Source organism: Emticicia sp., assembly GCF_049241225.1.
Taxonomy (GTDB): Bacteria; Bacteroidota; Bacteroidia; order Cytophagales; family Spirosomataceae; genus Emticicia.
Window position 1 is genome coordinate 1 of sequence record NZ_JBMLRC010000370.1, and the last position, 7012, is coordinate 7012.

Genomic DNA, 7012 nt, shown 5'->3' on the forward strand with positions numbered 1-7012 from the left:
GTTCCGAAAGCATCGACATTTACGGTAAATACTTTTTTAAGTGTTTTTTGATTGTTTATATGGTTTGTTTCTTCGCTGGTACCACTGAAATTATCATTCAAATCGAGTGGTACATCGGCCACTTCGTAGTCAGATTCATCAAAAGTATCATCGCTTCCTATCTCCAAATCATAGCTACTTCCGATATGATAGACACCATCAGCGGCAAAATTATAATGGTCATAAACATCCATTGGGCGGTCGTTTTCGTCATAATAAGCCGTTCGCATCACTTTATTCGCTCCTGCCACCTGTAATGCTGAGGGCACACTCGCTAACGCAATAAAATCTCCACGACCAGCACCATCAAAATAGCTAAGAAAATTAGCAGGTAGTGACCATGTTTGTGGTGTAGAATTGTTGGCAGTGCCAATATTCATCGAAAAAGAAGCATTTGGATTATTGTAATCTAACCAAGATTTACCAACTGCCGAAAAAGTATCAAAATCATTAAGCGTTATCGAGATAGCAGTATTATTCTGTACGACCGAATTACTTTTTGCCGAATTTTGTAAGTTCAATGCACTTACATCAAAAAGTTGAAGCTTTTTCGAGCGATGTAATTGGCTTTCAGCTGAGATTCTTCCATTAACCATGTTAGCTCCACCAGTACAAGCTGAGATTCCGCAAAAACTTTTTTGTACTGAACCTAAGATGAGATAAAAGGTAACTAAAGTTATAAAATGTAATTTCATCGTATTATTAGTATTTTCTAAATTATAATATTTCCAAACTATTCAAAATCGCAAGGGTATCATCTTCGGTGGTTTGTTTGTCTTCATCTCTTTTGATGGGACATACCTAAGGATAAAATCAACCCATTTTCCCGCTTAAATTTTAAGATAAATACCCACTTTTATAATTTTTCTTAGTCATAGTGATAAATTAATCGACATTAAAACTATTTGCATCATAAATTACTTTTTTATGCTCAAGTTAAAGACCTCTCAATTTGTGGCCAATCTGACCCAACTCGTTCCGTCAAAGTAATAAAACCCAGGAGTATCATCAATCTGAAAAATTAGTAATCCGGTTGCTGGGTTAGCAGGTCGATTGGCTTTGGCTATTCTCGGAATCAAAATTCCTTGATTTGAACTTTTTACATCCAAAATTGCCGAAGGATGAGCCGTATCATTATCAACATTGATGGTCACACCTTTGCTATCGTTATTGAGTTTTACATCTGCTGTTTCGGTAAGTAAAGCAGTTTGTACTACAGTTCTGTATTCTATTTCACTAATGGTTACATTCCCGCTTGTGCCAGAAACTTTTGCAGTAAAATATTCGCCTGTTTTGGTCAGAAAACTGATATAGTTTGTTGTAGAAACTAAAGTATAACTACTTGTCTCATCGGGTCTTGTATATTCCTGAACAATCGAAAGCATTCGCAGACAATTGTATGTACCTGTGGGCGTGGTGATTGTCCCAAAAGCATCAACATTCACGCTCTGGACTTCTTTAAATAACTTTTGATTGTTTATGTAGTATGTTTCCTCGTTGGTACTGGTGAAAGCATCATTCAAATCAAGCGGTACATCGGCTACTTCGTAGTCGGTTTCATCAAAATTATCATCGCCTCCTGTTTCCAAGTCAAAACTGCTACCAATGTGAAAGACTCCATCAGCGTCCAATTCATAATGGTCATAAATATTCATTGGGCTGTCGTTTTCATCATAATAAGATGACCGCATCACTTTATTCGCACCTGCCACTCGTAAGGCTGCTGGTACATTGGAAATTGCAACAAAATCTCCACGACTTACATCTTCAAAATAGGTCATAAAATCTGCTGGTAAGGCCCAATTTTGTGCTGTTGAATTGTTGGCCGAGCCGATATTCATGATTAGAGAGTCGGTGAAATTTTGATAATTTAACCAAGTTTTACCAACGGCCGAAAAGTCATCAAAATCTGCTAAACCAATTGAGATAGGGCTATTCGTTGCGTTACTTATCTTATTTTGGATATTCTTTTTGAGATTTAAGGTAGCCAGGTCATACATTTGTTTTTTTTGCGAGTGATATAAATCTGCACTTAGGCGTCCACCGGGTCTACCACCGGGTCTTGCACCAGGTCTTGAACTAGGCCTACCTGTTCCAGTAGGTGGAGGGGGATTACGTGGCGAATTGCTAAAGCTATCATGCGAGAAAAGAAATGTGCAAAAAAACAGTAGCGAAAATACAAATCGTAGCTTCATATTTATAACAGCGTTTTATACTACAATACATCCAGACTATTCAAAATATCAAGGGCATCTTCTTCGGCGGTTTTGTCTTCATCATCGAAGATTATCGCAATGAAGAAATTGGTATGGCTATTGGGGTTGCCCAAACACGCAAACATAATTCGGTTTCCGTCTTTGAAACCTTCTACATAAAATCCTTCAAACTCATTGACTTTTACTTGGTGGGCAGCGTCGAGTTCTTGTAGTTTCATGGCTTTTGCTCCTGCTATGGCGGCATCGTCGAGGTCTTCGATGGCTACATCTTCTTCGTGAATCAGCATCGAAAGTTCCATGCCTTCGCCTTTCATTTCAAATTCTTTGGCGGTGTTTTTCTTTATTCTAAAATCGTCAGGAACTGTGATTTGGATATTGAATTGTTTCCATACGTAGTTCTTCTGAGCAAAAGCACTGACTGAGCATAAGATGGCAAAGATGATTAGTAGTTTTTTCATGTCTTTTATTTGTTTGATAATAAGTAAGGGCTAAGAAGGTACGCTTCTTTCTTGCTCTTGCAAATCAAAGACATAGATGGGGTATTGTCCTAAAATGTAGCGTGGACAAAGTGTGGACATAGGACTATTTTGTGCAAAAACAGCTATTTAATTCTCTTGAACTTGCATTTTTTTGTTCAAACGCATTTTGGCTTTGCGTACACTGGCTGGGTCGATATTCAGCAGATTGGCGATTTCTTTCGTAGAAAGATTAAGGTGAAAGTAGGCACACAACCTAATTTCGTATTGGGTTAGAGTAGGGTGAGTGATTTGTAATTGCTTGAAAAAATTGGGGTGTACTTGCTCAAAATGAATGCGGAATCGCTCCCAATCGCTTTCTAAATGGAGGTTGTTTTGAATAACAGCTTTGATGTTTTTTATTACTTTCTGTGAAGTATCAGGAAGGTTTTCTCCCAGATGTTGAACGCTCGATTTGAGGTCTAAAAGTAATTCGTTTTTTTGCGAAATATAGAGCGTATTAGAGGCTAACTCTCGCTGATTTGCTTCTAATTTTTCTTGTAAATATTGGTTCTGTGCTTGTTGCATCGTATTCTGAAATACCAATTCCTGCGTTTCTAATTGTTTTTGTTTCAATTCTTCACGAATCAATAAAACACGTTGCACCAAGGCAATAGCCAAGAATAAGGCTTGGGCAATAATGGCAACTTTGGCAAAAATAGCATGGTCGGTCGTACGAACCACATCAACAAATAAATATAGAAAACTACTTACCAAAATAATTGACATCGAAGTGCCATTCGCCACCAAAAAATAGCGAGCCAGTTTGTGCTTTCTTCTAAAACTCAATATAGCCACATAGAAAATACAAACTATCGTGCTGAATATTACAAAGTTGGGTAGTAAATTGGGTAATTTACCAGCTTTTATAATTCCGGAGAATAGCAGGACATTTGAAATAACTACTGTGGTAATAAAGCCAAAAGGTAGATATTTTAGCACTAAATCTTGTTTTGGGAGGTTATTTGTGGTGTCGAAGTAAAGACGAGTAATCTGCACGTAACCAAAGAGAATCATGGAAACACCAATATCGAACATGACTCCGTTGATTTCATGAAACATCACGAAACCATTTGGCTGAGCATCTACCACGCAGAAGCGGAATGGCAGTAAAACATTGAAATAAAACTGGTCGGCTAATATAAAAATGATACCTCCGATTTGAGCAATCAAATAATAAATGAAGGTTTTATCTCGGAAAACATAAAAAATATAGGCATTGTATATCAAAAAGAATACAAACACAAATACCGTAATCCAAGTAGCGAGGGCAATGAATTGCTCATTTTCGGTGATATAACTCTCTTTTTCGAGCCAGACCGTAGCTTGAATAGGGGCTGAGGCTTTGCGGAATGCCTTGATGTTAGTCTTTATGTATAATTCAACGGTTTCGTTGGCTGGTAGCACGCAGGGCATCAGCCAAATATTTCGTTGGCGATTATTGACCATCAAGCCATTCGAGTAACTAAGCCATTTTTGTTGATTTTTGTTGAAATAATACAAAGTATTGTCGGCCATTGGCAGAAACTCAACCATGTATTTTTCGGAATAGGCAAACGGATTATGAACTTTTAGCTTTATCCAGTAAGCGTCGGTTGCATCAATTGCAAGTGTATCGGTATGTTTGAACTTCAGACTTTTATCAGCAAGAATTTGCTGAAATGTGTAAGATTTATCGGGTAAAATGCTAAAATCCTTTGATTTTATAGACGCTGATTCATCAAGTTTAATGATGTTTTGGCCTTGAGCAGTTAAACTCAAAATAACTAAAATTGATAAGATAAAAAATCTATAATGTATCGAAATTTTTATTCTCAAAGTATTAAATTTTTAAAGCTACAATACTAATCATTGTAGTTTGAAAATCATAAAAAACGTGTAGAAAAGCTACATGATTTTTGTTGATTACTTAAGATGATAATTTATTGCTGTAATAAAACTGTGTATTAGTTAAATAGTTTTTGAACTGCTAGCCTGTTATGAATTGATTTTAAAGAAACTTAATACACTGTAATTTAAGCAAGTACAACATTTTTTCGTGTTCCTCCCTCCCCATCGGGGAGGGAAAGAAAGGGTGGGGTTTGTAAGTAATTGATAATCAGTTTATTTTGACCCCTCCCTAACGGCAGGGCCGACCGTCCTCCCCGATGGGGAGGGAACAAAATCAAAAATTATACTAACTTAGATTACACTGTACTTAACAATAAATGATGAAAGTAAATTACTATGTAAAACTATCTAAATGCACTTGCTAAATTTGATTAAAAACTCACCAACCAATATACCCAATTGGTGTTATGTCATTGAGGCGTAAATAGCAAACAACTTGCCCGCGATGATGAATGATATGGTTTTCGAGGGCATAGAATATTCGCCAAATCGGAATTTTACTACCCGCAAAGCTTTCGAGTTGCATGAGCTTTTCGGGTTTGGTTTCAAACAAGGTTTTTTCTACCCAAGCATAAAAATCTTTGATTTCGGTTTCGAGTTCGGCTTTGGTTAAATTCTTCCAAAAACCAGTTTTCTTTTCCTTAGCATCGTGCGGATTCGGAATATTCAATCGCTCACAAATCTGAGCCGTATTGAATGTAAGGCAATGTACAAATTGCGTACGAAATGAAAATGATTCGGGTGTATATCTAAAATCAAACTTTTCTTCGGGCATCTGATTATAGAGCTTGAGCGTATAATCAAGCGAACTTCTCCAAGCCTCCGAAAACTCTTTCTTAAACGCTAAAAAATCTTTTTCTGCTTGTTTCTTACCGAAAACAGGTAAGGTTATCAATGCCCCAAAAATTGATTTGAGAGCGTTTTTGCGTGAAATATTCATGTATAAACCAATAGTTATGATTGTGTCTATCAAAAATAAACATTTTCCTGCGAAATAGGTTTTTTAAATGTAAATCAGACCCTCAGTATTAATGAAAATCATATTCTTGGTATTGTTGTGCGTATCGGTTTTTGCACAAAATAAAGCTCCTGTCAATCAATCGAAAGCGGGTTGTGGGCCAGTGGTCGCAGTAAAACAGACTAAAAATAACAAAATTATGACAAAGAAAGGCGAAAAAAATGTACTCGGAACCGACCTACAAATAGCAGGAAAATCTCCACTTACAGGTTTTTATCGAGATGGTTTTTGCTCAACTGGCGACCTTGATGCGGGCGTTCACGTAGTTGCGGCTATTGTAACTGATAAGTTTTTGCAATACTCAAAAGCTCGTGGAAATGACCTCATTACGCCTTATCCAGCCTATGGTTTTCCCGGGTTGAAAGCAGGCGATAAATGGTGTCTTTGTGCGGCTCGTTGGAAAGAAGCCTACGAAGCAGGCGTAGCTCCACCCGTAATTTTAGAAGCAACTCACGAAAAAGCCCTCGAATTCGTCACGATTGAGCAGTTGCGTAATCCTGAAAAACAGTGACTGAGTGAGTCTTTTGCCAAAACAAACAAAATAAAAAATGCCCCAAAGATTATCTTTTGGGGCATTTTTGTGTAAAATATCGGTTTTATGTATAATCAAAACGAAATCGGTACTTCAACCAAAGTCGTGTCCCAAGCCATTTTCATGGTTGTTTCTTTATCGTTGCTGCCTTTTACGCACTGAATCGAGAAGTTTTCTATAACCTCGTCGGTTTTCTTGGTGGGTACGCTCACACGTAGCACGTCGTTGTCTTTGTTGTAGCTATATGCTCCCCAAAAATCAAGGTCTTTGTTTAAAATAATTGTCCATTCAGTAGCCGTTGGAATCGCAAAAAGCGAGTATGTGCCAGCTTTTACTTTTTTGCCTTGAATCGTTACGTCTTGATAAAACTTTATTTCCGCCGATTCGTTTGCACCTACACGCCAAACTTCTCCATACGGCACAATTTTAGTTCCGAATACCTCACGTTCTTTTTTGGCAGGTCGGCTGTAAGTTACACGCACAATGGCGGGCATATCGCCAATCAATTTCGGAGCAAACTTGCGGTCATGGGCAAAATTATCGGGATAATACGCCATATCCATCGGACTTTTATCGATTCCACGCATTTTTTGAGCGTTGGCTTCGATTGTCAGTAAAGCAAAAACGCAAGCGATTAAAATTATTTTGTTCATAGTTTTGATTGATAAGATGTTGATTTAACAAATATAACAATTTTGTTTTCTAAACCATCTTTTCACTCCAACACCAACCAAGTAAAACCCTCGGCAGGAATCGTGACATCAAGCTCAATTTCGTAGTTGCGATTGAGTGTATAACTTTT

7 protein-coding genes are annotated in these 7012 nt (G+C 37.5%); 1 reads left to right on the plus strand and 6 read right to left on the minus strand.

Features of this window, described 5'->3' with window-relative positions; all coding sequences use genetic code 11:
- The 5 genes from ACOVO2_RS19585 to ACOVO2_RS19605 all read right to left on the minus strand — a co-directional run.
- On the minus strand, positions 1-734 hold a 734-nt coding region (locus tag ACOVO2_RS19585), incomplete at its 3' end, for a hypothetical protein (protein WP_421771600.1).
- Positions 735-986: 252 nt separating this feature from the next.
- Complete coding sequence (locus tag ACOVO2_RS19590) at positions 987-2039, minus strand: hypothetical protein (RefSeq protein ID WP_421771601.1); 1053 nt, start codon at positions 2037-2039, stop codon at positions 987-989.
- 215 nt (positions 2040-2254) lie between these two features.
- Positions 2255-2713 carry a hypothetical protein gene (locus tag ACOVO2_RS19595; RefSeq protein WP_421771602.1) on the minus strand — a complete coding sequence of 153 codons (459 nt, stop codon included), beginning with the start codon at positions 2711-2713 and terminating at the stop codon, positions 2255-2257.
- Positions 2714-2860: 147 nt separating this feature from the next.
- On the minus strand, positions 2861-4588 hold the full coding sequence (locus tag ACOVO2_RS19600) for a 7TM diverse intracellular signaling domain-containing protein (RefSeq protein WP_421771603.1): 1728 nt from the start codon (positions 4586-4588) through the stop codon (positions 2861-2863).
- Between the two features lie 451 nt (positions 4589-5039).
- Positions 5040-5600 (minus strand): DinB family protein, encoded by a 561-nt coding sequence (locus ACOVO2_RS19605; RefSeq protein ID WP_421771604.1) that lies wholly within the window; start codon positions 5598-5600, stop codon positions 5040-5042.
- 91 nt (positions 5601-5691) lie between these two features.
- Here ACOVO2_RS19605 and ACOVO2_RS19610 point away from each other — a divergent pair, with 91 nt between their 5' ends.
- Entirely contained in the window at positions 5692-6189 is a 498-nt protein-coding gene (locus ACOVO2_RS19610; RefSeq protein WP_421771605.1) for a DUF2237 family protein, read from the plus strand.
- A gap of 95 nt (positions 6190-6284) precedes the next feature.
- On the opposite strand, the gene ACOVO2_RS19615 is transcribed toward ACOVO2_RS19610, so the two are convergent.
- Positions 6285-6863, minus strand: a complete 579-nt coding sequence (locus ACOVO2_RS19615) for a DUF2911 domain-containing protein (protein WP_421771606.1) — start codon at positions 6861-6863, stop codon at positions 6285-6287.
- Between the last annotated feature and the right edge of the window lie 149 nt (positions 6864-7012).

Excerpts from the sequence above, each read along its gene's own strand:
- ACOVO2_RS19605 (WP_421771604.1), bottom strand. The coding sequence starts at position 5,600 with ATGAATATTTCACGCAAAAACGCTCTCAAATCAATTTTTGGGGCATTG.
- ACOVO2_RS19590 (WP_421771601.1), bottom strand. The coding sequence starts at position 2,039 with ATGTATGACCTGGCTACCTTAAATCTCAAAAAGAATATCCAAAATAAG.
- ACOVO2_RS19615 (WP_421771606.1), bottom strand. The coding sequence starts at position 6,863 with ATGAACAAAATAATTTTAATCGCTTGCGTTTTTGCTTTACTGACAATC.
- ACOVO2_RS19595 (WP_421771602.1), bottom strand. The coding sequence starts at position 2,713 with ATGAAAAAACTACTAATCATCTTTGCCATCTTATGCTCAGTCAGTGCT.
- ACOVO2_RS19610 (WP_421771605.1), top strand. The coding sequence starts at position 5,692 with ATGAAAATCATATTCTTGGTATTGTTGTGCGTATCGGTTTTTGCACAA.